This window comes from Comamonas koreensis (assembly GCF_014076495.1).
In the GTDB taxonomy this organism is placed as follows: domain Bacteria; phylum Pseudomonadota; class Gammaproteobacteria; order Burkholderiales; family Burkholderiaceae_C; genus Comamonas; species Comamonas squillarum.
Genome location: NZ_CP043575.1, coordinates 3467984 through 3493469, shown reverse-complemented (window position 1 = coordinate 3493469; position 25486 = coordinate 3467984). Strand labels below are relative to the sequence as shown.

The window sequence follows — 25486 nt, the reverse complement described above, 5'->3', positions numbered from 1 at the left end:
TGTCTAAGCGTTGAAGCTTAGACCTGGTCGGCCGACAGACCAGCCGTTTGGCTGAAGCCACCGTCCACATAGGTGATCTCGGCGGTCACGCCCGAGGCCAGATCGCTCAGCAGGAAGGCGGCGACATTGCCCACGTCTTCGATGGTCACATTGCGGCGCAGCGGTGAGGCGTCGGCCACGCGGCCGAGCAGCTTGCCAAAGTCCTTGATGCCCGAGGCAGCCAGGGTCTTGATCGGGCCGGCAGAGATGCCGTTGGCGCGGATCGCGCGGCCGTCTTCGGTGCGGCCCACGGCCTCGGCCAGGTAGCGCACGGAGGCTTCGAGCGAGGCCTTGGCCAGGCCCATGGTGTTGTAGTTGGGGATGGAGCGCAGGGCGCCCAGGTAGGACAGGGTCAGCAGGGACGACTTGTCGTTGAGGTAGGGCAGGGCGGCCTTGGCCAGCGCAGGGAAGCTGTAGGCGCTGATGTCATGCGCAATGCGGAAGCCTTCGCGCGAGAGGCCATCCAGGAAGTTGCCGGCAATCGCCTCGCGCGGCGCAAAGCCGATGGAGTGCACAAAACCATCGAACTTGCCCCAGGTCGCAGCCAGGTCGGCAAACATTTTCTCGATCTGGGCGTCATCGGCCACATCGCAGTCGAACACCAGCTTGGAGTCGAACTCGGCGGCAAACTCGCTGATACGGTCCTTGAAGCGTTCGCCCACATAGCTGAAAGCCAGCTCGGCGCCTTGCTGGTGGCAGGCCTTGGCAATGCCATAAGCGATAGAGCGGTTGGACAGCACGCCCGTGATCAGCAGTTTCTTGCCGGTCAGAAAACCCATTGTTCTTCTCCTGATAAGTGCCACGCCATAAGGGCATGGCCAAAAAAGACTTGGGCACCGGCGCAAAGCGTTTCTCGGGGGTAAACGCTTGCACAGGTGGCCAGCTAGGGCAGAATTGTCGCATGCGATTCTGCCTTCCGCTGATTTTGTGTGCTGCCGCGGCAGCGCCTGCCTGGGCCAGCCATGCCTACGCCCTCTGGGGCGAGCCGCGCTACGCGGCGGATTTCAAGCATTTTGCCTATGCCAACCCCGAGGCGCCCAAGGGCGGTGAGCTGCGCCTGGTCAGTGCGCTGCGCTACTCGACGTTTGACAAATACAACCCCTTTACGATCAAAGGCTCGCCCCCGGCCTACCTGAGCGACATGCTGTTTGACAGCCTGCTGATCGCCAGCCTGGACGAGACGACAACCGGCTACGGCCTGTTGGCCGAGGACATCGATGTGGCCGCCGATGGCATGTCCGCGACATTCAAGATGCGCAAGGCGGCGCGCTTTCACAATGGCAAACCGGTGCTGGCCCAGGATGTCAAGCACAGCTACGAGGCGCTGATCAGCCAGTACGCCACGCCCGGCTACAAGACCTTGCTGGCCGATGTGGAGGGCTGCGATGTCATCGACGACCGCACGGTGCGCTTTCGCTTCAAGAAGCCCAACCGCGACCTGCCGCTGACCGTGGGCAGCCTGCCGGTCTTCAGCCGCGACTGGGGCCTGGGCGCCGATGGCAAGCCCAAGCGCTTTGACCAGATCGTGACCGATATGCCCATTGGCAGCGGCCCCTACAAGATCGGCCCGGTGGTGTTTGGCCGCGACATCACCTACGTGCGCGACCCCGACTACTGGGCCAAGGACCTGCCCGTGCGCGTGGGCAGCGCCAATTTTGACCGGGTCACGGTCAAGATCTACAAGGACAACACCGCCAAGCTGGAGGCGCTCAAGGCCGGCGAGTTCGATGTGATGCGCTTTTTCAGCGCCGGCGACTGGGCGCGCCGCCTCTATGGCAAGCGTTTTGACCGGGGTGAGCTGCGCAAGGGGGACTTCGCCAACAAGCTGCCCTCGGGCTTCCAGAGCTACTTTTTGAACCTGCGCCGCCCAGTGCTGCAGGATGTGCGGGTGCGCGAGGCCCTGGGCCTGGCGTTTGACTACGAGTGGATGCAGCGCCAGCTGTTCTACGGAGCCTACGAGCGCGTGCATGGCCTGTTTGGCAACACCATGTGCGAGACGCATGGCAGCCCCAGCGACGCCGAGCTGGCCCTGCTCAAGCCCTTTGAGAAAGACCTGCCCGCCGGTACCTTGGGGCCGCTGCAGGATCCCCCCCGCACCGACCAGGGCAGCAGCCTGCGCGACAACCTGCGCAAGGCGCAGGCGCTGTTGGCCGATGCCGGCTGGAAGGTGGACAGGAATGGCGTGCTGCGCAATGCCAAGGGCCAGGCGCTGGAGCTGGAGTTTCTCGACAGCAACGAGGGCGGCATTCGCACCGTGTCCACCTGGATGCGCAACCTGGAGAAGCTGGGCATCAAGCTCCGGCTGCGGGTGGCCGATTACGCGCTCTACCAGCAGCGGGTCGACAAGTTCGACTATGACCTGATATCGGTCAATGTGCCGGGCACCAATATCCCGGGCCAGGAATACGCCGAGCTGTTTGGCAGCGCGGCGGCGGAGCAGGAGGGCTCGGGCAATTTCATTGGCTTGAAGAGCCCTGCGGTCGACGCGATGATTGCCCAGATGGCCAGCGCCAAGAGCGAGCAGGAGCTGCTGCCCGCCTGCCATGCGCTCGAGCGCATCATTGTGGCGGGCCACTACCTGATTCCGCAGTGGTATGCCGCCAGCCACCGCGTGGTGTATGACGCCTGGCGATTGGTGGAGCCCCCGCAGGTGCCCGCCTATGTGCCGGGCGAGACCTGGGTGATGTACTACTGGTGGGCGCGCATGCCGCCGCTCACAGCCGCAACCGCCAAGCCATGAGCTGCTCTGATGCCGGGCCCAGCCGTTATATGATCCCTCTGACCGCCCCAGCGCGCCTGCCGCGCTGCCCCGGCATTTTCTGCCACAGTGCCACGGCGTTTGCCCGCCCGTGCTGACATTGGAGCCCACCCCGCATGTTTGCCTATATCCTCAAACGTCTGCTGCTGATGATTCCCACGCTGTTCGGGGTCTTGCTGCTGACCTTTGTGGTGATCCAGTTCGTGCCGGGGGGCCCGGTCGAGCAGTACCTGGCAGAGGCCAAGGCCGGCAACCGGGGCGCGGAGGGCGCGGGCATGGGCTACCGGGGCGCGCAGGGCATTGACCCCAAGCGGCTCGACGAGATCAAGGCCTTGTACGGCTTTGACAAGCCGCCCATCGAGCGCTTTGTGCAGATGCTGGGCCAGTTCGCCCGCTTTGATCTGGGCAACAGCTTTTTCCAGAACAAAAGCGTCTGGCAGCTGATCAAGGACAAGCTGCCCGTCTCCATCAGTCTGGGGCTGTGGACCTTTTTCATCAGCTACCTGATTGCGGTGCCGCTGGGCATTGCCAAGGCGGTGCGCGCGGGCAGTCGGTTTGACATGGTCACCACGGTGATCGTGCTGGTGGGCTATGCGATACCCGGCTTTGTGCTGGGGGTGGCGCTCTTGGTGATCTTTGGCGGGCAGCTGCAGTGGTTTCCGCTGCGCGGGCTCACCTCATCGGGCTGGGAAGAGATGGGCTGGGCCGCCAAGCTGGTCGACTACCTCTGGCACATCACCTTGCCAGTCACCGCCATGGTGGCCGGCAGCTTTGCGGTGACGGCCATGCTCACGAAAAACGCCTTTCTTGAAGAGATCCGCAAGCAGTATGTGGTGACGGCCAAGGCCAAGGGTCTGAGCGAGCGCCAGGTGCTGTGGCGCCATGTGTTTCGCAATGCCTTGCTGCCCATCGTCACCGGCTTTCCGGCGGCCTTCATTGGCGCCTTCTTTACCGGGGCCTTGTTGATCGAGACCTTGTTCTCGCTCGATGGCCTGGGCCTCTTGAGCTATGAGAGCGTGATCCGGCGCGACTACCCGGTCGTGCTGGGCACCTTGTACCTGTTTACCTTGATCGGTTTGCTCACCAAGCTGGTGAGCGACCTGTGCTATGTCTGGGTGGATCCCCGTGTCAAGTTTGACTGAGTCGCGTATGCCCGCATTGGCCAGCCCAGCACCTGCGGCATGGCGCCGCGCCTCATGCCTTGCGGCGCAGCTGCAGGCGCCGCAGCAGCACGGCCACGACGACGATGTTGAGCAGCAGCACCAGCGCGCCTTGCCAATGGCGGTGCGCCAGCAGGTGCTGCACTTCGAGCGGTATGTACAGCCCCGAGGACAGCGCGCCCAGCCATTCGCCCCAGGCCTTGTCCTGCCACAGGCCCCAGGCCTCCAGCCAGCGCACAGCGATATAGGTCCCGCCCAGCAGCACCAGCGTATGGATGGGGGTGGCATTGATCTTGTCCACCCAGCCAATCAGCACGGCCGGGTAGCGCGCCTCGGGCGAGAGGCCAACGTGGCCGATCAGCTCCAGCGCGAGGCGGTGCAGATCGTGGTGCAGCAGGCTGAGCAGTCCCAACAGGCCCAGCAGCGCGGCAAAGCCTTTGAGCGCTTCAAAAATGGCAATGCTTTTGAGCGCGGTGCGCAAGGCGGAGGGCGTGTGGGTGGCAGGCATGGCGCAGAGCATGGCCGATGGCGCGCCGTTTGGCTGTCGGCCAATGGCGACAGCGCAGCACCCCGTGCCCTCGCCGCCACCGTTGCCAACGTCGGCCCCAGGCCGCCCTATTCAGTGACAGGAGGGGGACGGTGCCCACACCGTCTCTGCAGACCATAACGATGACCGAGCCTGTTTCCCCACTTCCCCCCGGCCGCTCGCCTGCGGCCCGCGCCTGGCGCCGCTTCAAGTCCAACAAACTGGGCTTTTACAGCCTGCTGCTCTTTGTGGTGCTGGTGGTGCTCAGCCTGTTTGCCGAGCTGATCAGCAACGACAAGCCGCTCGTTGTGCGCTATGAGGGGCAGACCTATTTCCCGCTCGCCAAGGACTACCCGGAGACCAGCTTTGGTGGCGACTTCCACACCGCCACCGATTTTCTCGACCCCTTCATCCAGCAGCAGCTGCGCAAGGATGGCAACTGGGCGATCTTTCCGCTCAACCGCTATGGCCCCAACACCATCAACTACTTTGCCAAGTCGCCCACGCCTTCGGCACCCTCGGCGGACAACTGGCTGGGCACCGATGACCGGGGGCGTGACCTGCTGGCCCAGCTGATCTACGGCTTTCGCGTCAGCGTGCTGTTTGGCCTGGCGCTGACGGCCGTCGGCACGCTGATCGGCATTCTCACCGGTGCGATACAGGGCTTTTTTGGCGGCAAGGTGGACCTGGTGTTTCAGCGCTTTACCGAGATCTGGAGCGCCATGCCGATCCTGTACCTGCTGATCATCTTCAGCGCGGTGCTGGCGCCCAGTGCCGGCTTGCTGTTGGTGCTGCTGAGCCTGTTTGGCTGGATGGCACTGTCCGACTATGTGCGGGTGGAGTTTTTGCGCAACCGCCAGATGGACTATGTGAAATCGGCGCGGGCGCTGGGCGTGCCAAGCTGGAAAATCATGTGGCGCCATATCCTGCCCAACAGCATGACGCCAGTGGTCACCTTTTTGCCGTTCCAGATGAGTGCCGCGATCCTGACCCTGACATCGCTGGATTTTCTGGGCCTGGGCGTGCCCCCGGGCACCCCCAGCCTGGGCGAGCTGTTGAACCAGGGCAAGAACAGCATCGATGCCTGGTGGATTTCGCTGTCGACCTTTGCGGTGCTGGTGACCACCTTGCTGCTGCTCACCTTCATGGGCGATGCATTGCGCGATGCGCTGGACCCGCGCAAGCAGCTGAATTCGCCGCGCGCTGGCGCAGCGCCTGCTGCGCTTTCGGCTCAGCCAGCGCCGTCAGCCAGCGCAGATGCCAAGGAGACCCGCCATGCGTGAGCAAGCACAATCCCCGGTGGCCGTGCCCGCGCCGCTGCTCCAGGTCAACCACCTCCATGTGGGCTTTGGCGGCCAGGATGTGGTCAAGGACCTGAGCTTTTGCATACAGGCCGGCGAGAAGCTGGCGCTGGTCGGCGAATCAGGTTCTGGCAAGACAATCACCGCGCTGTCGCTGCTGCGCCTGGTGGGCGAGGCCCAGTTGCGCGGCGAAGCGCTGATGGGCGGGCGCAACCTGCTGCAGATCTCCGAGCGAGAGATGCAGGCGGTGCGTGGTGATGAGATTGCGGTGATCTTTCAGGAGCCGATGACGGCGCTGAACCCGCTGATGACCATGGGCGCGCAGATTGCCGAGGTGCTGCAGCTCAAGCAAGGCCTGGACGACAAGGCCGCCTGGGAGCAGGCGGTGCAGCTGCTCGCCACAACCGGCATCCCCGAGCCGCAGCGGCGCGCCGGCAGCTACCCGCACCAGCTCAGCGGCGGCCAACGCCAGCGCGCGATGATTGCGATGGCGCTGGCCTGCCGGCCCAAGCTGCTGATTGCCGATGAGCCCACCACGGCGCTCGATGTGAGCCTGCGCGGCCAGATCCTGGAGCTGCTGAGCGACTTGCAGCGCCAGACCGGCATGGCGGTGCTGATGATCACCCATGACCTGCCGCTGGTGCGCCATTTTGCCGACCGGGTCGCGGTGATGGAAAAAGGCCGGCTGGTGGAGCAGGGGGCTGTGGCCGAGGTGTTTGCCGCGCCCCAGCATGCCTACACCCAAAAGCTGCTGGCCAGCACGCCCCAGCGCCAGGTGGTGGCCCGCCAGCCTGAGGCACCCACGGTGCTGCAGACGCGCGATTTGCAGGTGGCCTATGCCACGCCGCTGCCGGGCATAGCGGGCTGGTTCCGCAAGGGCCGGTTCGACGCGGTGCGCGGCGCCAGCCTGGCGCTGGGCCGGGGTCAGACCTTGGGGGTGATTGGCGAGTCGGGCTCGGGCAAATCCACCTTGGCCCAGGCGATCCTGGGCCTGCTGCCCAGCCAGGGCGAGCTGCGCATTGGCCAAGAGACCTGGCAGTTGCCAGCCCAGCGCAACAGCGCGGCCAACCAGCAGCTGCGCCGCAAGGTGCAGGTGGTGTTCCAGGATCCGTTCTCGTCGCTGTCGCCGCGCATGACGGTGCAGGAGATGGTGGGCGAAGGCCTGCAGCTGGCGCAGCCCCAGCTGGCTCCAGCGGATCTACAGCAGCAGGTGCTGGCGCTGCTGCAGGAAGTGGGCATGACCGAGGCCCAGTTCCCGGGCCTGCTCGAGCGCTATCCGCATGAGTTCTCCGGCGGCCAGCGCCAGCGCCTGGCCATTGCCCGCGCGCTGATCGTGGACCCCGAGATCCTGGTGCTGGACGAGCCCACCAGCGCGCTCGATGTCACCATCCAGCAGCAGGTGCTGGCCTTGCTGCAGCGCCTGCAGCGCGAGCGCGGCCTGAGCTATGTGCTGATCACGCACGATGTGGCGGTGATCCGGGCCATGGCCCATGAGGTGCTGGTGATGAAGGATGGCGAGGTGGTGGAGAGCGGCGAGGTCATGCAGGTGCTCGATGCGCCGCGCCAGGCCTACACGCAGCGCCTGATGGACGCCAGCCTGGAGCTGGGCTGAGCGGGCAGCGCCCGGCAACGACTTTATGAGCGGAATAGGGCCGCAGGCAGTGCGCAAGCTGCCTGCGGCATCAACGGGAAATCCATGACAGAACTGCTGCAAGTGACCGGTTTGGGCAAGCGCTTTGGCGGCGTGCAGGCCGTGGCCGATGTGAGCTTTGCCTTGCGCCGGGGCGAAGTGCTGGCGCTCATTGGCCCCAATGGCGCGGGCAAGACAACCACCTTCAACATGCTGGGCGGGCAACTGGTGCCCGATGCCGGCAGCATGCTGCTTCAGGGCACGGCCCTGGGCGGCAAGCGGCCCCGCGAGATATGGCGCCTGGGCGTAGGGCGCACCTTCCAGATTGCCGAGACCTTTGCCTCGCTGACGGTGGCCGAGAACGTGCAGATGGCCTTGCTGTCGGCCGCTGGCCGCGTCTTTGGCCTGTGGCAAAAAGCCGCCCGCTTTCAGCGTGATGAGGCGCTGGCCTTGCTGGCGCTGGTGGGCATGCAGGACCAGGCTGACCGTGCTTGCAGCGCGCTGGCCTATGGCGATGTGAAGCGGGTGGAGCTGGCCATCGCCATGGCCCACAAGCCTGTGCTGCTGCTGATGGATGAGCCCACTGCCGGCATGGCCCAGGCTGAACGCCTGCAGCTGATGGCGCTCACGCGGCAACTGGCCCGTGAGCGCGACATGGCCGTGCTGTTTACCGAGCACAGCATGGATGTGGTGTTTGCCTATGCCGACCGCATCATTGTGCTGGCGCGGGGCCGGCTCATTGCCGAGGGCGCGCCGGAGGCCGTGCGGCGCAACCCCGAGGTGCAGGCGGTCTACCTGGGCAAGGGCAGCACCTATGACAGCCAGGAACCAAGTCAGGAGCCTGCCGTATGAGCGCGCAGATAACCGATGTGCACGCCGAGCTTCTGCTGCAGGTGAGCGCGCTCAACGCCTGGTATGGCGAAGCCGATATTCTGTTTGATGTGGGGCTGGAGGTGCGGCGCGGTGAGGTGGTGGCCTTGATGGGGCGCAACGGCGCGGGCAAGTCCACCACGCTCAAGGCCATCATGGGCCTGGTGGAGCGGCGCAAAGGCACCGTGCAGTTCATGGGCCAGAACATTGCGCAGGCAGACCCCTGGCGCATTGCGCGCCTGGGCCTGGGCTATGTGCCCGAAGAGCGGCGCATCTTCAGCGACCTGACGGTACTCGAAAACCTGGAGGTGGGCCGCCAGCCCGCCCGCCGCTGGGCCGATGGCAGCCTGGCCAGCGAGTGGACGGTGGATGAGCTGCTCGCCTTTTTCCCGAACCTGGCGGCCATGCCGCAGCGCGCTGGCGGGCAGATGAGTGGCGGCGAGCAGCAGATGCTCACCGTCGCCCGCACCCTCATGGGCAATCCCTATCTGGTGCTGCTCGATGAGCCCTCTGAAGGGGTGGCGCCTGTTATCGTCGAGCAGATGGCGCAGATGATTGTGCAACTCAAGCAGCGCGGCGTGAGTATTTTGCTGTGCGAGCAAAACCTGCACTTTGCGCGCCTGGTGAGCGACCGGGCCTATGTGCTGGAGAAGGGCGCGATCGCGTTTGCTGGCAGCATGCAGGCACTGGTCGACGAAGAGCGGGCTGGCGCCAAGCGGATCGGCGTCTAAAGCGCCATCAGACAAAGCAAAGCCTGCACGCATCGCGCGCAGGCTTGGGTGTCCCTCCGGAAATAAAAGGGACTGCGGCTTACCAGTGGCCGGTAGGGTTGATGCCGTCCTGCATCACCCAGTGGATGCGTGAGGTCTCCACGCCCATCAGTGCAGCCTGGTGGACCAGCATATCGGTGGTCTTGCCATCGAGCACGGGCTGGCGCGAGAGCAGCTTGAACGAGTCGGTGGTGTCGCCCATCAGCATGGCCCAGCGGTAATCGGGGTCAATGGCGACGACATGGTAGCCCTCGTGGAAGGGGCCCATGAACGAGGCCTTCATGGCGCCAAAGTTGGGCGCGCCGACAAAGCGGGCAATGCCATGGCCCTCGACCCAGCGGTGGGTGCCGGCATGAAAGCCCCGGGTCGTGATGCCCAGGCTGCCATCGCTCAGCAGCTCATATTCGACGCGTGAGCGCGTTAGCGGCTTGCCGATGCCGCGCTCGATGCGGGCGATCTCATACCAGTCGCCGACAAAGCGTTCTGCATCAAAGTCGGCGACGGGCTCAATCAGGTCGACCGGCACGACTTTGCGGGATTTGTTGCTGGTCCACCAGTAAACGGCCAAGGCGGCCACACCGGCTGCCAGGGGGAGCCAGAGAGAGCGCTGTTGCGGTCGTTGTTGATGATCGAGCTCTTGCATAAGAAATTATTCCTTGTTTTGTTTTATGAATCCTAACCAGATAGGCGTAATTTACAAGCTGCCAGCGTGGGCCAAATGTAAGCAAAGCGCCTGATTTGCGCTGTCGCCTTGCGGCTTGCATGCCTAATTTCGCACCAAGGCACGGGAATTAGCAGGTATTTTTATCTGCTCGCTTGGCATCTGTGGCCTAATGTCGGTTTTGTTTATCGCGAGGTCCCAGGATGGGCAACAAAATCGTTACGGAAGCTGACCGCAAGTTCACCCCTCAACCGGCCCTGCCTAACGGCAAGAGCCTGCCTACTGCTGGCCGCGGCCAACAGGTCAGCCGTGCCCGTGGCACTGCTACCCGTTCCAAGAAGAACCCAGGCAAGCGTACGCACAAGGGCGGTTAATACCGCCTACCGGTTTGCCCCGTCCGCATGCCGCGCTTGCCACGATCAGGCGCGGCATGCGGATGGTGCTTTTTCGGTAAGGATGAGCCCGCATCAGCGGGCTTTTTTGCGTCTGTCTGAAAGATCCGTCAGCGATGCAAGCGGCGGCGCAGCTCCAGCACCTCTTCCATCAGGTCGACGGTCAGTGCGGCCAGTTGGGGGTCGGCATCATAGGTGTGCTCCAGCAGCGCCACACGGCGCGCGCGCACGATGCAGGTGGCCGCAAAGCGCCAGCTGGTGACGGCTTCGGGGTTGCGTGTGCCAGTGCTGGGGGTGAGCACGCCATCGACGACACGGGCCTGCACCCAGTCCAGGTTGCGCTGGCAGGCCTGGGCCAGACTGGCCGCATCAAGGCTGTCGTCGTCAATGATCTGCAAGCTGCTGGTGTGTACTGTCGTGTAGTCGGGCATGGTCACACTCCTTGGCGAGGCTGGTAGTGGGGAAAGGCCTTGGCAAAGGCCGCGTAGGCCTCGCGCTCCTGCTCGGTCGTGGCCGGTGGTATGTGCAGTTGCAGCTCCAGGTACAGATCGCCAGGCGTGGCAGCGGGCAGGCCTTTGCCCTTGATGCGCAGCTTGCGCCCGGCCGACCAGCCTGCAGGAATAGTCACTTCCAAGGTGCCGGCCGGCGTTTTGACCTCCGCGCTGCCGCCCAAAGCCGCTTCCCAGGGGCTGACGGGCATTGGCATATAAACATCCTTGCCTTCGGCACGCCAGCGCTTGTCGGGGCGAAAGTGCACTTCGAGCAAGAGATCGCCCGCTGGCCCGCCCTGGTAACCGGGCCCGCCCTGGCCGGCCAGGCGAATCATCTGGCCCTCGCGCACCCCGGCAGGAATCTTCACCTGCAGCTGGCGCTCCTGGCTGCGTACTTCGCCATCCTCGGTCACGTCCTGGCCATGCAAGGTCAGCATGCGTTCGCTGCCCTGGTAGCTGTCGGTCAGGTCCAGCTCGATGCTGGCGTGCTGGTCCTCGCCCCGGATCGCCGCACGTGGCCCGCCGCCGGCATGGCCACCGCGCTGGGCGCGCGCCGCGTCGCCAAACATCTGGCGAAAGAAATCGCTGTAATCGGCATCGCCCCCCATGCTCTGGCGGCGAAACTGGAAATCGCCGCTGTCAAAGCCTTCGGCGCTGCGGAAGGGCTTGCCCGCGCCTGACGCAAAGCCGCGCGGGGCGTCGAGCATGGCGTCGTATTCGGCACGCTTTTGCGTGTCCGACAGCACCGCATTGGCCTCGTTGACCTCGGCCATGCGCTGGGCGGCGTCTTTTTCCTTGCTCAGATCCGGGTGGTATTTGCGGGCGAGCTTGCGAAATGCCTTTTTGATCTCGTCTGCGCCGGCCTTTTTGTCCACGCCCAGAACGTCGTAGTAGTTTTTGGAATCCATGCCTGCTCCCGAAGATATGGCAGTTTGCTGTTGTACAGGCAACTGCCCAATGGATGATGACTTCCTAGAACTTAGTTGCTTTTGGGTCTGATTCAAGTCAGAGAAGCGCGTATTCTCAAAGGCACCGGAGCCCTGGGATACCGCAATGGTGGTACAAATACGCCTTTGTGTGCGGGATGGGCTGTGTATGACCGAGGCTGCGAGTGCGCCCTGGCTGGTGGTGTGTTTGTGCGCGCAGTGGTGCGGTACCTGTGGCCAGTACCAGCCTGCCTTTGATGCGCTGGCCAAGGAGTGGCCGGACATGGCCTTTGTCTGGCTCGATGTCGAGGACGAGGAAGAGGCGCTGGGCGAGCTCGATATCACCACCTTCCCCACCGTACTGCTGGGGCGCGGCACCGAAGCCATGTTCCTGGGCCCCGTTCTGCCCCAGTCCGGCGTGCTGCAGCGCATGCTGGAGCGTTTTTCGCAAGGCGACGCGCAGGCCTTGCCCGATGGCGATGAAGCCCATGCACTGTTGCGGCGCACTGAGGCTATCGTGCAGGCGCGCAATGCGCAGACTTAGTCGTTCGCACGCCTAAAAGCCACTGCGCATCATTGCATCGATACTGGTTTGCCCCTATAATTGATGTCTACACGACCAACTGGGCGGTGCCAACCGCCCATTTTTTTTGGTCGCATGTTTTTCAGCTCGATGCTGCGGAATGTGTAACATTCCGTGGTTCTCGGGTTTTTTGTATTTGCGGGATAAATAGCACACGTGAGCTTGCAAGAAACCACCCTACAAACGGTGAGCGGCCTGGGCTACGACTTGGTGGAGATCGAACGCTCTGCCAGCGGCCTTTTGCGCATCACCATCGACCTGCCTTGGAATGCGGATGACGTCCGTCCGGAAGGCGTGCCAGAGCAGTTTGTGACGGTGGAGGATTGTGAGAAGGTCACCCGCCAGCTGCAGTTTGCGCTGGAAGTCGATGGCGTGGAATACAAGCGCCTGGAAGTGTCCTCGCCCGGTATTGACCGTCCATTGCGCCATGAGCAGGATTTCATCCGCTTTGCCGGCGCGGTGGTGGACCTGACGCTGAAGGAATCCATCGGTGCAGCTGCCGAAGGCACAACCATCAGCGCCAATCGCAAGAAATTTCGGGGCACGCTCGAGCGTACCGAGGCAGGTGGCTGGCAGATCGTCTGGAGCGATGCGCCGCCTGTCAAACCCGGTGCCCGTGTGAGCAAGAAGCGCCCACCCGCACCGCTGCAAAGCCTGGGTTTTACGCTCGATGAGTTGCGTGAAGCGCGTCTGGCACCCATCGTGAGCTTCAAGGGCAGGGCGGCAGCAGGTGCTGCCGACGAACCCCAGGCCTGAAGTGGCCCCGCACATGGTGGCGCTGATGATGCCGCCTTCTGGTTAAAGATTGAAATAGGAGAGTCGTCGCATGAATCGCGAATTGTTGATGCTGGTGGATGCCATCGCGCGCGAAAAGAACGTAGAGCGCGATGTGGTGTTCGGCGCTGTGGAATCTGCCCTGGCCCAGGCTACGAAGAAGCTGTATCCCGGCGAAGTGGATGTGCGTGTGGCTATCGATCTCGATACCGGCGACTACGACACCTTCCGCCGCTGGCTGGTGGTGCCCGATGATGCGGGCCTGCAAAACCCGGATGCCGAAGAAATGCTGATGGATGCCGTTGACCGCAAGGCAGACGCGCAGGTGGGCGACTACATTGAAGAGCAGATCGAATCCGTGCCTATCGGCCGTATCGGCGCCATGGCGGCCAAGCAGGTGATCCTGCAAAAGATCCGTGACGCCGAGCGCGAGATGCTGCTCAACGACTTCATGGCACGCGGCGACAAGATCTTCAACGGCACCGTCAAGCGCATGGACAAGGGCGACATCATTGTCGAGTCCGGCCGCGTGGAAGGCCGCTTGAAGCGCGGTGAAATGATTCCGAAGGAAAATCTGCGCAATGGTGACCGCGTTCGCGCGATGATCATGGACGTGGACCTGACCCTGCGCGGCGCGCCCATCCTGCTCTCGCGCTCTGCGCCCGAGTTCATGGTCGAGTTGTTCCGCAACGAAGTGCCCGAAATCGAGCAAGGCCTGCTGGAGATCAAGAGCTGCGCCCGTGACCCTGGCAGCCGCGCCAAGATTGCCGTGCTTAGCCACGACAAGCGCATTGACCCGATCGGCACCTGCGTCGGTGTGCGCGGCAGCCGCGTGAACGTGGTGACCAATGAGCTCGCTGGCGAGCGCGTGGACATCGTGCTGTGGTCTGAGGACCCCGCCCAGTTCGTGATCGGTGCGCTGGCGCCGGCCAATGTGTCCTCGATCGTCGTGGACGAAGAAAAGCATGCCATGGATGTGGTGGTGGACGAGGAAAACCTCGCGATCGCCATTGGCCGTGGTGGTCAGAATGTGCGTCTTGCCTCCGATCTGACGGGGTGGAAGATCAACATCATGGACGCGGCCGAATCGGCCCAGAAGCAGGAAGAAGAAACCAGCACTTCCCGCAAGCTGTTCATGGAAAAGCTGGATGTGGATGAAGAAATCGCTGACATCCTGATCGAAGAAGGTTTCTCCAGCCTGGAAGAAGTGGCCTATGTGCCGCTGCAGGAAATGCTGGAAATCGAGAGCTTCGACGAAGAGACCGTCAATGAGCTTCGCACGCGCGCCAAAGATGCGCTGCTGACGATGGAAATCGTCCACGAAGAGAGTGTTGCCCGTGTTTCCCAAGCGTTGCGTGATCTGGAAGGGATGACGCCTGAGTTGGTAGCCCAGCTGGAAGCTGGTGGAATCCACACGCGTGACGACCTGGCCGATTTGGCCATTGATGAATTGACCGAGCTGACCGGACAGTCTGCCGATGACGCAAAAGCCTTGATCATGAAGGCTCGCGAACATTGGTTTGATGGACAGGAATAAGGTCAGGAGGCACGGAACAAGATATGTCGAGTAATACTGTCGCCGAGTTCGCTGTTGAACTCAAGAAATCACCGGATACATTGCTGGAACAACTGCAAGCCGCAGGCGTGTCCAAGCACGATGCATCCGATGCACTGACTGAAACGGACAAACAAGCGCTGTTGTCCCATCTGCAGGCCGCCCACGGCGCTGCAGACCGCAAGAAGATCACATTGACCAAGAAATCTACCAGCGAGATCAAACAAGCCGACGCCACGGGCCGGGCACGCACCATCCAGGTGGAAGTGCGCAAAAAACGCACCTTCGTCAAGCGTGACGAAGTGGCTGAGGCCGATTCCGACGAAGCACTCAAGCACGCCGAAGCCAAGCAAAAGGAAGCCGAACACAAGGCTGACCTGGTCAAGCGCGAAGAGGAAGCCCGTCGCGAAGCCGACCTGATCGGCAAGCAAGAAGCTGATCTGGTGCAGCAGCGTGCCGAGCGCGCTGAGCGCGAAGAGCGCGAGCGCAAGGAGCGTGAGGCTGAAGAGCGCGCCGCTGCCTACGTGGCCAAGACGCAAGAGCGCAAGGCCCAGGAAGCTGCCGAGCAGGAAGAAGCTGCGCGCCGCCACGCCCAGGAGCTGGCCGCCCGCAACGAAGCCCAGGCTGAAGCCAAGAAAAAGGCCGAAGACGAATCCAAGGCCCGTGAGGCGGAGGAAACCGCGCGCGCTGTCGATCTGGACGAGCGCCGCCGCAAGGCCCTGGCCGAGGCCGAAGCCATTCGCGCCATGATGAACGCGCCCAAGAAGGTGCTGGTGGCCAAGAAGCCTTCGGAAGAGAAGAAGGAAGTCAAGGCCGCTGATGCCAAGAAGGGCACCTTGCACAAGCCTGCCACGACCGGCACTGGCGCGGCCAAGCCTGCCGCTGGTGCAGCGCCTGGCAACAAGGAAGTCAAGTCGGCCAAGCTGTCCTCGAGCTGGAGCAACCAGAACGACAGCAACGGCAAGAAGAAAGAACTCAAGACCCGTGGTGATTCCTCGGGTGGTGTGGCCGGTCGCGGCAACAACTGGCGTTCGGGCCCCCGTGGCGGCCGTCGCGGCAATGACCGCAACGACCACCGTGGCGCGCAATCGGCTGCGCCGGTGGAAGCACGCGTGCTCGACGTCTATGTGCCCGAGACCATCACCGTGTCCGAGCTGGCCCACAAGATGGCCATCAAGGCGTCCGAAGTGATCAAGTCGCTGATGAAGATGGGCCAGATGGTCACCATCAACCAGCCGCTGGACCAGGACACCGCGATGATCGTCGTGGAAGAAATGGGCCACAAGGCACATATTGCCGCACTGGACGATCCGGAAGCGTTCACCGCCGAAGAAGAATCCCAGGCCGAATCCGAAGCGCTGCCACGCGCGCCGGTCGTGACCGTGATGGGCCACGTCGACCACGGCAAGACCTCGCTGCTGGACTACATCCGCCGCAGCAAGGTCGCTGCGGGCGAAGCCGGCGGCATTACGCAGCACATCGGTGCCTACCACGTGGAAACCCCACGCGGCATGATCACCTTCCTGGACACCCCTGGTCACGAGGCCTTCACGGCCATGCGTGCCCGCGGTGCACAGTCGACCGACATCGTGATTCTGGTGGCCGCTGCCGACGACGGCGTGATGCCCCAGACCAAGGAAGCGATCAAGCACGCCAAGGCCGCTGGTGTTCCTATCGTGGTGGCCATCACCAAGGCCGACAAGCCCGATGCCAACCCCGAACGCGTCAAGCAGGAGCTGGTGGTCGAGCAGGTGGTGCCCGAAGAATACGGTGGTGACTCGCCTTTCGTGGCCGTGTCGTCCAAGACCGGCCAAGGCATTGACGAGCTGCTCGAGCAAGTGCTGCTGCAGGCCGAAGTGCTGGAACTCAAGGCGCCGGTGCAAGCCAATGCCAAGGGTCTGGTGATCGAAGCCCAGCTGGACAAGGGCCGCGGCCCGGTGGCCACAGTGCTGGTGCAGTCCGGTACCTTGAAGGTGGGCGATATCGTGCTGGCCGGTCAAACCTATGGCCGCGTGCGTGCCATGGTCGACGAAGACGGCAAGGTCGCCAAGGAAGCCGGTCCATCGCTGCCCGTGGAAATCCAGGGTCTGTCGGATGTGCCGCAGGCTGGTGACGACTTCATGGTGCTGCCCGATGAGCGCCGCGCCCGTGAAATCGCGACCTACCGCGCTGGCAAGTTCCGCAACACCAAGCTGGCCAAGCAACAAGCGGCCAAGCTGGAGAACATGTTCGCCGAAATGGGTGCGGGCAACGTGCAGTCGCTGCCGATCATCATCAAGGCCGACACCCAGGGTTCGCAAGAAGCACTGGCTGCCTCCTTGCTCAAGCTGTCGACCGACGAGGTCAAGGTGCAGATGGTCTACACCGGCGTGGGCGGTATCAGCGAGTCGGATGTGAATCTGGCGCTGGCCTCCAAGGCGATCGTGATCGGTTTCAACGTGCGTGCCGATGCGCAAGCGCGCAAGACCGCCGAGAGCAACGATGTCGATATCCGCTACTACAACATCATTTACGACGCTGTCGATGAGTTGAAGGCGGCCATGTCCGGCATGCTCGCTCCCGAGCAACGCGAAGAGATCATCGGTATGGCCGAGATCCGCACCGTGTTCGTGGCCTCCAAGATCGGTACGGTGGCTGGTTCGTACATCACCCAGGGTCACGTTACCCGCAATGCACACTTCCGTCTGCTGCGCGACAACGTGGTCATCTACACCGGTGAGATCGACTCACTGCGCCGCCTCAAGGACGACGTCAAGGAAGTCAAGGAAGGCTTCGAGTGCGGTATCAAGCTCAAGAACTACAACGACATCAAAGAAGGTGATATGTTGGAAGTCTTTGAGATCAAGGAAATCGCTCGTACGCTGTAATTTCCGATGGCAACTCGCAAGAAAACTGCTGCGCCCAATCGCAGCTTCAAAGTCTCCGACCAGATCCAGCGCGATCTGTCGGAGCTGATCGCCCGTGAGTTGAAGGACCCACGTGTGGGCATGGTGACGCTGCAAGCCGTTGAGGTGACGCCTGACTATGCCCACGCCAAGGTCTATTTCAGCTTGCTGATCGGTGACCCCGACCAGACCCAGGACGCACTGAACCAGGCAGCTGGCTTCTTGCGCAATGGACTGTTCAAGCGCCTGCATATCCACACCGTGCCGACCTTGCACTTCATCTACGACCGCACCACCGAGCGTGCCGCCGACATGAATGCCTTGATCGCCAAGGCCGTGGCATCGCGCGGACCCGAGGAAGGCTGATCGCATGCATGCCTCTCGCACACGGGTGCAGCGGCGCCCTGTGCACGGGGTGTTTCTGCTCGATAAACCCATTGGCTTGTCCAGCAACGACGCTTTGCAAAAAGTGAAGTGGCTGCTGCGCGCCGAAAAAGCGGGCCATACCGGCACGCTAGACCCATTGGCTACGGGTGTGCTGCCGCTGTGTTTTGGCGCGGCCACCAAGTTCAGCCAATTGCAGCTCGATGCCCCCAAGACCTATGAGGCCTTGGTGCACCTGGGTGCTACCACCACCACCGGCGACGCCGAGGGCGAGGTGCTGCAGACCTGGGAGGTGGATGGGGAGGCGCTGACGCCCGAGACCCTGGACGCCGTGGCAGCCCGGTTTACCGGCCCCATCAGCCAGGTGCCACCCATGTACAGCGCGCTCAAGCGCGATGGCAAGGCACTCTACGAATACGCCCGCGCCGGCATCACGCTCGAGCGTGAGCCGCGTGCTGTCACCATCTTGCATCTGACGCTGTCGCGTGTGCAAGAAGAGCAGGACTTTGTCGCGCTCAAGATGACGGTGCGCTGCAGCAAGGGCACCTATGTGCGTACGCTGGCCGAGGATATTGGCCAGGCGCTGGGCTATGGCGCGCATTTGCGCAGCCTGCGCCGCATAGAAACCGGTGGGATCGACCTGTCCCGCTGTATCAGCCTGCAAACCCTGGAAGCGACGCCCGATGCGGAGCGCCTGCACACCGTGTTGCCTGTCGACACGTTGCTGGCAGCGCACACCCGTGTCACGCTCGATGGTGATAATGCAGGCAGATTTTTGTCCGGCTTGCGCCGGCGGGGTGAATGGGCCGATGCCGATGCAGTGGCCGTTTATGGAGAAGAGCCTCCTGCGCTTTTGGGTGTGGCACACATCCGGGCGCGCGAGCTCATTCCCGACCGCCTCCTAAGCCCCGTCGAGATTCAACAAATTTTGGAAGGAACGCCGCGCCCACAAGCCAGCGGCATTTTGGAAACATCATGAGCAAACAAATCCGCAATATTGCGATCATCGCCCACGTTGACCATGGCAAGACGACCATGGTGGACCAGCTGCTGCGCCAGTCTGGTACCTTCGCCGAACACGAAAAAGTCGTGGACACCGTGATGGACAACCACGCCATCGAGCGTGAGCGCGGCATTACCATCCTGGCCAAGAACTGCGCCGTGTCCTGGAACGACACCCACATCAACATCCTCGACACCCCCGGTCACGCGGACTTCGGCGGTGAAGTGGAGCGCGCGCTGTCCATGGTGGACGGTGTGGTGCTGCTGATCGATGCGCAAGAAGGCCCCATGCCCCAAACGCGTTTTGTGACCAAGAAGGCCCTGGCCCTGGGTTTGAAGCCCATCGTCGTGGTCAACAAGGTCGACAAGCCCGGTGCCAACCCCGACAAGGTCGTCAACGCTGCGTTCGACCTGTTCGACAAGCTGGGCGCGACCGATGAACAGCTGGACTTCCCCGTGGTCTACGCCTCGGGCATCAACGGCTGGTCGTCCAAGGAAGAAGGCGAGCCAGGCGCGCAATGGGGCCCCGACATGTCGGCCCTGTTCGAAACCATTCTGGAACACGTGCCATCGGTGCAGGGCGACGCGACTGCACCGCTGCAGATGCAAGTCTCGGCGCTGGACTACTCCACGTTCGTGGGCCGTATCGGCGTGGGCCGTATCACCCAGGGCACGCTCAAGCCAGGCCAGCAGGTGGCCGTGATGGCCGGCCTGGATGGCAAGAGCTATACCGGCAAGATCAACCAGGTCCACACCTTCCAAGGTATTGACCGCGTGCAAGCGACCGAAGCCGGTCCTTCCGAGATCGTGCTGATCAGCGGTATCGAAAACATCGGTATCGGTGAGACCGTGACCGACCCGACCAACCCCCAGCCGCTGCCGATGCTCAAGATCGACGAGCCGACGCTGACGATGAACTTCTGCGTGAACACCTCGCCTCTGGCAGGTCGTGAAGGCAAGTACGTGACCAGCCGCCAGATCTGGGACCGCCTGCAAAAGGAACTGCGCTCCAACGTGGCCCTGCGCGTCAAGGAAACCGACGAAGACGGTATCTTTGAAGTGGCTGGCCGTGGTGAACTGCACCTGACCATTCTGCTCGAAGAAATGCGCCGCGAAGGCTACGAGCTGGCCGTGTCCAAGCCACGCGTCGTGATGCAAATGATCGACGGCGTGCGCCATGAGCCTATCGAGCTGGTGACGGCTGACATCGAAGAAGGCCACCAAGGCGGCGTGATGCAAGCGCTGGGCGAGCGCAAGGGCGAGCTGGTGAACATGGAACCCGATGGCCGCGGTCGCGTCCGTCTGGAATACCGCATTCCAGCCCGTGGCCTGATCGGCTTCACCAACGAATTCCTGAACCTGACCCGCGGTTCCGGCCTGATCGCCAACATCTTCGACAGCTACGAGCCGCACAAGGGCGAAATCGGCGGCCGCAAGAACGGTGTGCTGATCTCGATGGACGACGGTGAAATCTTCACCTACGCGCTGGGCAAGCTCGACGACCGTGGCCGCATGTTTGTGAAGCCCAACGACCCCGTGTACGAAGGCATGATCGTCGGTATCCACAGCCGTGACAACGACCTGGTGGTGAACGCCACGCGTACCAAGCAGCTGACCAACTTCCGCGTGAGCGGCAAGGAAGACGCGATCAAGATCACGCCTCCAATCGAGCTGTCGCTGGAATACGGCGTGGAGTTCATCGAAGAAGACGAGCTGCTGGAAATCACCCCCACCAGCCTGCGCGTGCGCAAGCGCCACCTGAAGGAACACGACCGCAAGCGCGCATCGCGCGAAAACGCATAATCTGCGCTGCGACGTGATCCAACACCAGCAAAGGCCGCATCTGCGGCCTTTTTTGCGTTCTGGAGGAGTCAGCCCATGGGCTGGAGCTTGAGCAGCAGCTCCTTCAAACGCTGGGCCGTGGCCACTGGTTGGCGCTGGTTCAGCGCCAGCGCAATGCCGATCTGGGGCAGGTGCTGGGTGTCGGTCAGCTCGCGGAAGATGACGCCTGGTGTCGCGGCCTTTGCGACCACGGCCGGCACCAGCGCCACGCCCAGGCCTGCGCCCACCAGGCTCACCAAGGTCTGGGCCTGCACGGCATGCTGCTTGATCTGCGGCATAAAGCCGGCGTTCTGGCAGGCCAGCACCACCAGCGCATGCAGGCCCGGCACTTCGCTGGGGCGGTAGTTCACAAAGGGCTGGTCGGCCAGGTCGATCAGCTGCAGGCTGTCCTTGATCTGCAGCGGGTTGCCAGCGGGCAGGGCGGCAATCAGGCGGTCAGGCTCGACGGGGGTGATGGACAGCTCGGTGGCCTGCGTGACGGGATAGCGCAGCAGACCGGCATCAAAATCACCGCTGGCCACCTGGGCGCAGATCTCGCGAGTCGTGGATTCGGTCAGCACCAGGTCGATCGCCGGGTGGGCGGCGCGAAACGCCTGCACCAGCTTGGGGATCAGCGAGAACGTGGCCGAGCCGATAAAGCCGATATGCAGGCGCCCGAGCTCGCCACTGGCGGTGGCCTGCGACACGGCCTGTACCTGCCGGGCATGGTAGAGCGCTAGCTTGGCGCTCTCCAGCGCAGCCCGGCCTGCATCCGACAGCACCGTGCCGCGCCGGTCACGCTCGAACAGCTGTACCCCTAGGTCGTCTTCGAGCTTGCGGATCGACTGCGACAGCGGCGGCTGCGACATATGCAGCTGCTCAGCGGCCTGGCGGTAGTTCAGGGTTTGCGCCAGGGTGACAAAGTGGCGCAGTTGGCGCAAGTCCATTGATATCTCCTGTGTATCAGTACCTGTCAATTGCGACATAGACACAGTTGTGAAACATATCAAATAATGCCATTCATCGCTATCACCACAACGACGGAGACAAGCCTTGAGTGCATTGACAGGCCTGCGGGTGCTGGACCTATCCAGCGTGATTTTCGGGCCGCTGGCCAGCCAGGTGCTGGCCGATTACGGCGCCGAGGTGATCAAGATCGAGCCGCCTGGCGGCGACTCCACACGCTACACCGGGCCGGCGGCCGAAGCCGGCATGTCCGCGCTGTTCATGGGTTCGAACCGCAGCAAGAAGAGCGTGGTGCTGGATCTCAAGGCGCCCGAGGCCCAGGCGGCGCTGCATGCGCTGCTCAAGACTGCCGATGTCTTCATGCACAGCATGCGGCCGCAAAAGCTCGCCAAGCTGGGGCTCGACCCAGTGCGGCTGCGCGCCCAGTACCCGCGCCTGGTCTATGTGGGCCTGCATGGCTTTGGTGAGGACGGCCCCTATGCCGGCCTGCCAGCCTACGACGATGTGATCCAGGGCATGAGCGGCCTGGCCGACCTGATGGAGCGCCAGACCGGCGAGGCCCGCTACCTGCCCACGATTGCGGCCGACAAGACCTGTGGCCTGGTCGCAGCGCATGCGGTGATGGCGGCCTTGTTCCAGCGCGAGCGCACGGGAGAGGGCAGCTTTGTCGAGGTGCCGATGTACGAGACCATGGTGGGCTTCAACCTGGTCGAGCATTTCTACGGCATGCATTTTGAGCCCGCGCTCAGCGGCGCTGGCTACCCGCGCGTGATGGCGCCCTGGCGCAAGCCCTACAAGACGCTGGACGGCCATGTCTGCATGATGCCCTACACCGATGGCCATTGGCGCCGCTTTTTTGCTGCCGTGGGCCAGCCCGCGCTGGCGCAGGACGAGCGCTTTGCCACCCAGGCCCAGCGCACCCGCCATATCGCGATCCTGCTGGAGACCATGAGCAGCTATGTCGCGCAAAAAGACACCGCCTACTGGCTGCAAACCTGCGAGGAGCTGGAGATTCCTGCGGCGCCTGTCGCGCGCATGGACGACCTGCCGCGTGACCCGCACCTCAAGGCCACCGGCTTTTTTGTCGAGCAGCACGACCCCGCCATGGGCACCGTGCGTTTTCCGCGCTCTTCCGTGCGCATCGATGGCGCGCAGGCGCCCATCGGCATGCCGCCGCGCCTGGGTGAGCACACCGAGCAGCTGCTGCGCGAAGTGGGTTGGGACGATGCCCGCATTGCGGCGTTGCAGCCCTCCATCGCTGAATGAACCTCTGAGAGTAACAAGGCCATGACCGCCCAAAACTGGATTTCTTCAACCGACAACCGCGCCGCCGCACTGGCAGGCACTGCCCGCATGGGCCAGGGCTTTGTCTGGCAGGACCTGCAGGTCGGCCAGCAGCTGCGCACCTTCCGCCGCACGGTGACGGAGACCGACCTGGTTAACTTCATCAATACCACCGGCATGCTCGAGGCCATCTTTATCGAAGACGGCTACGACGGCGGCGCGATCCGCGGCCGGCCGGTGCCCGGTGCACTCACCTATACCTTGATCGAAGGCTTCATCCTGCAAAGCATGATCCAGGGCACGGGCCTGGCGATGCTGGAGTTGCACCAGAAGATCCTGGGCCCGGTAGTGGTGGGTGACACGATCGAGGCGCTGGTGGAGGTGACCGATATCAAGCCGACCAGCAAGGGCGGCCGGGCGGTGGTGACCTCGCGCATCGAGGTCTATAACCAGCGCCAGGAGCAGGTGATGGTCTATACCGCCGTGCGCCTGCTCGCTGGGCGCTAGGCGATCACAGCAACCCGCGTGAGATGAAAAAACACATACAGGAGACAAAGATGCAATATGGTTTGGTACGTCGTTCCGCCTTGCTGGCCCTGGCGCTGGTTGCTGTTGGTGGGGCTGCGCAGGCGCAGGACCCCTGGCCCAGCCGGCCGATCACCCTGGTCGTGCCGTTCCCGCCGGGCGGGCCCACCGATATGGTGGCGCGCGTGCTGGCCCAGCAGGTGGGCCAGCAGCTGGGGCAGACGGTCATCGTCGACAACCGGCCCGGTGCCAACGGCAATATCGGCAATGCGCTGGTGGCCAAGGCGGCGGCCGATGGCTACACGGTGCTCTACAACACCTCGTCGATTGCGCTCAGCCCCTCGCTGTACAAAAAGCTCAGCTATGACGTGGCCAAGGACCTGCGCCCGGTCGCATTGACCGCGGTGGTGCCGCTGGGCCTGGTGGTCAACCCCAAGGTGCCCGCCAACACCGTGCAAGAGCTGGTGAAGTACGCGCAGGACAACAAGGGCAAGCTCTCCTACGGCTCGGCCGGCAACGGCAATGTCACGCACCTGGCCGCCTTTCAGGTGGTGCAGCACTATGGCATCGACGCCAGCCATGTGCCCTACAAAGGCAGCGCCCCGGCTGATGTGGACCTGGTAGCGGGCCAGATCGAGTTCATGACCGACACCATCAACTCGGTCGCGCCCTTCATCAAGGACGGCAAGCTCAAGCTGCTGGCAGTCAGCACGGCCCAGCGCATTCCGAATTTTCCCAACGCTCCCACCTTGGCTGAGAGCGGCATGACCGGCTTTGAGGCTGGCGCCTGGCAGGGCGTGATGGTGCCGGCCAGGACGCCCGATGCTGTGGTGCAGCGCCTCAATGCCGAAATCTTGAAGGCGCTCAAGGACCCCGGCGTGCTGGAAAAACTGCGCTTGCAGGGCACCGAGCCGCTGGGCTCCACGCCGCAGGCCTATGGCGACTATATCCAGAGCGAGATCAAGCGCTGGGCCGGCGTGGTCAAGAGCACGGGCGTGTCCCTGGATTGAACGAAAGCGAAGAACATGACGATTTTGAACGGACTGGCGCTGACGCGCATTCCGCCCGAAGGCGAAGCGCTGCGCGCCCAGGTGCGGGCCTTTTTGCAAGAGGCGGTCAAAGACATTCCTGCCCATATCCGCGCCAAATCCTGGAGCGGGTATGACCCGGCCTTCAGCCGCAAGCTGGGCGAGAAGGGCTGGCTGGGCATGACCTTTCCCACCGCCTATGGCGGCCACGCGCAGGGTGCGTTTGCGCGCTATGTGGTGGTCGAGGAGCTGCTCAATTTTGGCGCCCCGGTCGGCTCGCACTGGATTGCCGAGCGCCAGAGCGCGCCCTTGATCCTGAAATACGGCACCGAGGCGCAAAAGCAGCGCTATGTGCCGCAGGTGGCGCGCGGCGAGAGCTTTTTCTGCATCGGCATGAGTGAGCCCAATGCTGGCTCGGACCTGGCCAGCGTGCGCACGCGCGCCACGCCCAACGATGCGGGTTGGCTGCTGAACGGCCAGAAGATCTGGACCACCAACGCTCAGCACTGCCAGTACATGATTGCGCTGGTGCGCACCTCGGGCGAAGCAGCGGACCGCCAGAAAGGCCTGTCGCAACTGATCGTCGATTTGAGCCTGCCGGGCGTGACGGTGCGGCCCATCGAGGACATGTCGGGCGACCGCCATTTCTGCGAGGTCTTCTTTGACAATGTGCAGCTCGCACCCGATGCGCTGGTGGGCGCCGAAGGCCAGGGCTGGGAGCAGGTGACGGCCGAGCTGGCCTTTGAGCGCAGTGGGCCCGAGCGCCTGTTCTCGTCGGTGGTGCTGCTGGACCAGTGGCTGGCCTTTTTGCGCACGCAAGCGGCGCCGCGCGCCGAATCCCTGAAGCTGGCAGGCCAGATCCTGACGCGCCTGGCGCCGCTGCGTGCGCTGTCGGTGGCGGTGCAGGAAAAGCTGGTGCAGGGCCAGAGCCCCATCGTCGAGGCCGCCTTGGTCAAGGACCAGGGCACGGTGCTGGAGCAGTTCATACCGGCTGCGATTGCCGATGACCTGATGGCGCTGGAGGGCGAAGCCGTGCCGCACGAGCTGCTGCTGACCCTGAACTACCTCACCCTGGTATCGCCGTGCTACACGCTGCGCGGCGGCACCCGCAGCATTTTGCGCGGCATGATCGCGCGCGGCCTGGGCCTGCGTTGA

At 63.3% G+C, this 25486-nt stretch carries 23 protein-coding genes; 17 read left to right on the top strand and 6 right to left on the bottom strand.

Annotation, left to right across the window (positions count from 1 at the left end):
- Positions 1-17: 17 nt before the first annotated feature.
- A complete protein-coding gene (gene fabI / locus F0Q04_RS15855; protein ID WP_021027875.1) occupies positions 18-818 on the bottom strand; it encodes an enoyl-ACP reductase FabI in 801 nt (266 codons plus the stop codon).
- Between the two features lie 122 nt (positions 819-940).
- Between fabI and F0Q04_RS15850 the strand changes: the two genes are divergently transcribed.
- Both F0Q04_RS15850 and F0Q04_RS15845 read left to right on the top strand, forming a co-directional pair.
- Positions 941-2779, top strand: a complete 1839-nt coding sequence (locus tag F0Q04_RS15850) for an extracellular solute-binding protein (RefSeq protein ID WP_182342058.1) — start codon at positions 941-943, stop codon at positions 2777-2779.
- Between the two features lie 134 nt (positions 2780-2913).
- Positions 2914-3939, top strand: a complete 1026-nt coding sequence (locus tag F0Q04_RS15845) for a microcin C ABC transporter permease YejB (protein ID WP_116924112.1) — start codon at positions 2914-2916, stop codon at positions 3937-3939.
- A 52-nt stretch (positions 3940-3991) separates the two neighbouring features.
- Here F0Q04_RS15845 and F0Q04_RS15840 read toward each other — a convergent pair whose 3' ends face one another.
- Positions 3992-4465: a DUF2127 domain-containing protein gene (locus F0Q04_RS15840; protein WP_116924468.1), complete on the bottom strand. Its 474-nt coding sequence runs from the start codon at positions 4463-4465 to the stop codon at positions 3992-3994.
- Between the two features lie 161 nt (positions 4466-4626).
- Here F0Q04_RS15840 and F0Q04_RS15835 point away from each other — a divergent pair, with 161 nt between their 5' ends.
- The 4 genes from F0Q04_RS15835 to F0Q04_RS15820 all read left to right on the top strand — a co-directional run bounded on the left by F0Q04_RS15835 (position 4627) and on the right by F0Q04_RS15820 (position 9015).
- Positions 4627-5766 carry an ABC transporter permease gene (locus F0Q04_RS15835; protein ID WP_116924111.1) on the top strand — a complete coding sequence of 380 codons (1140 nt, stop codon included), beginning with the start codon at positions 4627-4629 and terminating at the stop codon, positions 5764-5766.
- Entirely contained in the window at positions 5759-7396 is a 1638-nt protein-coding gene (locus F0Q04_RS15830; RefSeq protein ID WP_182342055.1) for an ABC transporter ATP-binding protein, read from the top strand. Before F0Q04_RS15835 ends, F0Q04_RS15830 begins: the two co-directional genes overlap by 8 nt.
- An 84-nt stretch (positions 7397-7480) precedes the next feature.
- Positions 7481-8266 (top strand): ABC transporter ATP-binding protein, encoded by a 786-nt coding sequence (locus tag F0Q04_RS15825; protein ID WP_182342053.1) that lies wholly within the window; start codon positions 7481-7483, stop codon positions 8264-8266.
- The gene (locus F0Q04_RS15820; RefSeq protein ID WP_182342050.1) at positions 8263-9015 is read left to right on the top strand and encodes an ABC transporter ATP-binding protein; all 753 of its coding nucleotides are present in this window, start codon (positions 8263-8265) and stop codon (positions 9013-9015) included. Before F0Q04_RS15825 ends, F0Q04_RS15820 begins: the two co-directional genes overlap by 4 nt.
- Positions 9016-9094: 79 nt before the next feature.
- Here the strand turns inward: F0Q04_RS15820 and F0Q04_RS15815 are convergent, their stop codons facing one another.
- From F0Q04_RS15815 to F0Q04_RS15805, 3 genes are all read right to left on the bottom strand, one after another.
- Positions 9095-9697: a lipocalin family protein gene (locus tag F0Q04_RS15815; RefSeq protein WP_116924107.1), complete on the bottom strand. Its 603-nt coding sequence runs from the start codon at positions 9695-9697 to the stop codon at positions 9095-9097.
- Positions 9698-10217: 520 nt separating this feature from the next.
- Positions 10218-10538: a MerR family transcriptional regulator gene (locus F0Q04_RS15810; protein WP_182342047.1), complete on the bottom strand. Its 321-nt coding sequence runs from the start codon at positions 10536-10538 to the stop codon at positions 10218-10220.
- A gap of 2 nt (positions 10539-10540) precedes the next feature.
- Positions 10541-11506 carry a DnaJ C-terminal domain-containing protein gene (locus F0Q04_RS15805; protein ID WP_182342044.1) on the bottom strand — a complete coding sequence of 322 codons (966 nt, stop codon included), beginning with the start codon at positions 11504-11506 and terminating at the stop codon, positions 10541-10543.
- Between the two features lie 187 nt (positions 11507-11693).
- On the opposite strand from F0Q04_RS15805, the gene F0Q04_RS15800 reads away from it, so the two are divergent.
- From F0Q04_RS15800 to typA, 7 genes are all read left to right on the top strand, one after another.
- A complete protein-coding gene (locus tag F0Q04_RS15800; RefSeq protein WP_232539366.1) occupies positions 11694-12068 on the top strand; it encodes a thioredoxin family protein in 375 nt (124 codons plus the stop codon).
- Between the two features lie 195 nt (positions 12069-12263).
- Positions 12264-12863 carry a ribosome maturation factor RimP gene (gene rimP, locus F0Q04_RS15795; protein WP_116924103.1) on the top strand — a complete coding sequence of 200 codons (600 nt, stop codon included), beginning with the start codon at positions 12264-12266 and terminating at the stop codon, positions 12861-12863.
- A 70-nt stretch (positions 12864-12933) separates the two neighbouring features.
- Positions 12934-14418, top strand: a complete 1485-nt coding sequence (gene nusA, locus F0Q04_RS15790; RefSeq protein ID WP_021027864.1) for a transcription termination factor NusA — start codon at positions 12934-12936, stop codon at positions 14416-14418.
- Positions 14419-14441: 23 nt separating this feature from the next.
- A complete protein-coding gene (gene infB, locus F0Q04_RS15785) occupies positions 14442-17303 on the top strand; it encodes a translation initiation factor IF-2 (RefSeq protein WP_116924102.1) in 2862 nt (953 codons plus the stop codon).
- 6 nt (positions 17304-17309) lie between these two features.
- Positions 17310-17687: a 30S ribosome-binding factor RbfA gene (gene rbfA, locus F0Q04_RS15780; RefSeq protein ID WP_021027862.1), complete on the top strand. Its 378-nt coding sequence runs from the start codon at positions 17310-17312 to the stop codon at positions 17685-17687.
- A gap of 4 nt (positions 17688-17691) precedes the next feature.
- Positions 17692-18684, top strand: coding sequence for a tRNA pseudouridine(55) synthase TruB (gene truB, locus F0Q04_RS15775; protein WP_116924101.1), 993 nt, complete (start codon positions 17692-17694; stop codon positions 18682-18684).
- Positions 18681-20510, top strand: coding sequence for a translational GTPase TypA (gene typA, locus F0Q04_RS15770; RefSeq protein WP_116924100.1), 1830 nt, complete (start codon positions 18681-18683; stop codon positions 20508-20510). Before truB ends, typA begins: the two co-directional genes overlap by 4 nt.
- 68 nt (positions 20511-20578) lie before the next feature.
- Here typA and F0Q04_RS15765 read toward each other — a convergent pair whose 3' ends face one another.
- Positions 20579-21475 carry a LysR family transcriptional regulator gene (locus F0Q04_RS15765; protein ID WP_182342038.1) on the bottom strand — a complete coding sequence of 299 codons (897 nt, stop codon included), beginning with the start codon at positions 21473-21475 and terminating at the stop codon, positions 20579-20581.
- Positions 21476-21581: 106 nt separating this feature from the next.
- Between F0Q04_RS15765 and F0Q04_RS15760 the strand changes: the two genes are divergently transcribed.
- The 4 genes from F0Q04_RS15760 (at position 21582) to F0Q04_RS15745 (ending at position 25486) form a co-directional block, all read left to right on the top strand.
- Positions 21582-22760, top strand: coding sequence for a CaiB/BaiF CoA transferase family protein (locus F0Q04_RS15760; RefSeq protein WP_182342035.1), 1179 nt, complete (start codon positions 21582-21584; stop codon positions 22758-22760).
- Between the two features lie 87 nt (positions 22761-22847).
- Positions 22848-23285 carry a MaoC family dehydratase gene (locus tag F0Q04_RS15755; protein WP_407928857.1) on the top strand — a complete coding sequence of 146 codons (438 nt, stop codon included), beginning with the start codon at positions 22848-22850 and terminating at the stop codon, positions 23283-23285.
- A gap of 50 nt (positions 23286-23335) precedes the next feature.
- The gene (locus F0Q04_RS15750; protein ID WP_182342033.1) at positions 23336-24313 is read left to right on the top strand and encodes a Bug family tripartite tricarboxylate transporter substrate binding protein; all 978 of its coding nucleotides are present in this window, start codon (positions 23336-23338) and stop codon (positions 24311-24313) included.
- A gap of 15 nt (positions 24314-24328) precedes the next feature.
- Positions 24329-25486, top strand: a complete 1158-nt coding sequence (locus F0Q04_RS15745) for an acyl-CoA dehydrogenase family protein (RefSeq protein WP_116924095.1) — start codon at positions 24329-24331, stop codon at positions 25484-25486.

Excerpts from the sequence above, each read along its gene's own strand:
- F0Q04_RS15750 (WP_182342033.1), top strand. The coding sequence starts at position 23,336 with ATGCAATATGGTTTGGTACGTCGTTCCGCCTTGCTGGCCCTGGCGCTG.
- F0Q04_RS15845 (WP_116924112.1), top strand. The coding sequence starts at position 2,914 with ATGTTTGCCTATATCCTCAAACGTCTGCTGCTGATGATTCCCACGCTG.
- F0Q04_RS15840 (WP_116924468.1), bottom strand. The coding sequence starts at position 4,465 with ATGCCTGCCACCCACACGCCCTCCGCCTTGCGCACCGCGCTCAAAAGC.
- F0Q04_RS15850 (WP_182342058.1), top strand. The coding sequence starts at position 941 with ATGCGATTCTGCCTTCCGCTGATTTTGTGTGCTGCCGCGGCAGCGCCT.
- F0Q04_RS15830 (WP_182342055.1), top strand. The coding sequence starts at position 5,759 with ATGCGTGAGCAAGCACAATCCCCGGTGGCCGTGCCCGCGCCGCTGCTC.
- F0Q04_RS15835 (WP_116924111.1), top strand. The coding sequence starts at position 4,627 with ATGACCGAGCCTGTTTCCCCACTTCCCCCCGGCCGCTCGCCTGCGGCC.
- typA (WP_116924100.1), top strand. The coding sequence starts at position 18,681 with ATGAGCAAACAAATCCGCAATATTGCGATCATCGCCCACGTTGACCAT.
- F0Q04_RS15755 (WP_407928857.1), top strand. The coding sequence starts at position 22,848 with ATGGGCCAGGGCTTTGTCTGGCAGGACCTGCAGGTCGGCCAGCAGCTG.
- F0Q04_RS15820 (WP_182342050.1), top strand. The coding sequence starts at position 8,263 with ATGAGCGCGCAGATAACCGATGTGCACGCCGAGCTTCTGCTGCAGGTG.
- truB (WP_116924101.1), top strand. The coding sequence starts at position 17,692 with ATGCATGCCTCTCGCACACGGGTGCAGCGGCGCCCTGTGCACGGGGTG.
- F0Q04_RS15745 (WP_116924095.1), top strand. The coding sequence starts at position 24,329 with ATGACGATTTTGAACGGACTGGCGCTGACGCGCATTCCGCCCGAAGGC.
- F0Q04_RS15825 (WP_182342053.1), top strand. The coding sequence starts at position 7,481 with ATGACAGAACTGCTGCAAGTGACCGGTTTGGGCAAGCGCTTTGGCGGC.
- F0Q04_RS15805 (WP_182342044.1), bottom strand. The coding sequence starts at position 11,506 with ATGGATTCCAAAAACTACTACGACGTTCTGGGCGTGGACAAAAAGGCC.
- nusA (WP_021027864.1), top strand. The coding sequence starts at position 12,934 with ATGAATCGCGAATTGTTGATGCTGGTGGATGCCATCGCGCGCGAAAAG.
- F0Q04_RS15810 (WP_182342047.1), bottom strand. The coding sequence starts at position 10,538 with ATGCCCGACTACACGACAGTACACACCAGCAGCTTGCAGATCATTGAC.
- infB (WP_116924102.1), top strand. The coding sequence starts at position 14,442 with ATGTCGAGTAATACTGTCGCCGAGTTCGCTGTTGAACTCAAGAAATCA.
- F0Q04_RS15815 (WP_116924107.1), bottom strand. The coding sequence starts at position 9,697 with ATGCAAGAGCTCGATCATCAACAACGACCGCAACAGCGCTCTCTCTGG.
- F0Q04_RS15800 (WP_232539366.1), top strand. The coding sequence starts at position 11,694 with ATGACCGAGGCTGCGAGTGCGCCCTGGCTGGTGGTGTGTTTGTGCGCG.
- fabI (WP_021027875.1), bottom strand. The coding sequence starts at position 818 with ATGGGTTTTCTGACCGGCAAGAAACTGCTGATCACGGGCGTGCTGTCC.
- F0Q04_RS15765 (WP_182342038.1), bottom strand. The coding sequence starts at position 21,475 with ATGGACTTGCGCCAACTGCGCCACTTTGTCACCCTGGCGCAAACCCTG.
- rbfA (WP_021027862.1), top strand. The coding sequence starts at position 17,310 with ATGGCAACTCGCAAGAAAACTGCTGCGCCCAATCGCAGCTTCAAAGTC.